Raw genomic sequence first — 504 nt, 5'->3', positions numbered from 1 at the left:
AAAAAAGCATTTAGCCGTATCAAACAACCTCTGACAGAGGTTGAGATTTTTCATACTGATCGTGGAAAAGAGTTTGATAACCAAGCTATTGATGAATTATTAACAACTTTTGACATCAATCGATCATTGAGTCATAAAGGCTGTCCTTTTGATAATGCCGTAGCTGAATCAACTTATAAGTCGTTGAAAGTAGAATTTGTCTATCAATACACATTTGAAACCTTACAACAATTGGATTTGGAGTTATTTGACTATGTCAATTGGTGGAACCACCTTCGGTTGCACGGTACACTTGGCTACGAGACACCGGTTGGTTACCGTAACCAGAGATTGGCGCAGCGAATCCTTGATAATGAGCTCGGATGTGCTAACGCTAGCGAGGCAGTCTAACTTTAACTGTTAGCTCCTGCCGAAGATCGTCACATCCGAGGAGGCTCATTGTCAAGGACAATCGGAATAGCATACGGAAAGAAGTTCTGCACCTTATAAAATTTGTCAAAAAAA

Annotated in this window: 1 protein-coding gene; it reads left to right on the top strand. The window is 40.1% G+C overall.

The genetic code is table 11. The features are described from left to right. A partial coding sequence (locus tag HMPREF2961_RS01575) for an IS3 family transposase (protein ID WP_141752999.1) occupies positions 1 to 390 on the top strand: 390 nt, incomplete at its 5' end. Positions 391 to 504 lie beyond the last annotated feature (114 nt).

Origin of the sequence: Enterococcus sp. HMSC076E04, from assembly GCF_001814285.1 — a bacterium.
Taxonomy (GTDB): Bacteria; Bacillota; Bacilli; order Lactobacillales; family Enterococcaceae; genus Enterococcus_B; species Enterococcus_B lactis.
The sequence above is the reverse complement of the archived record's forward strand: the minus strand, read 5'-3'. Positions and strand labels throughout refer to the sequence as shown.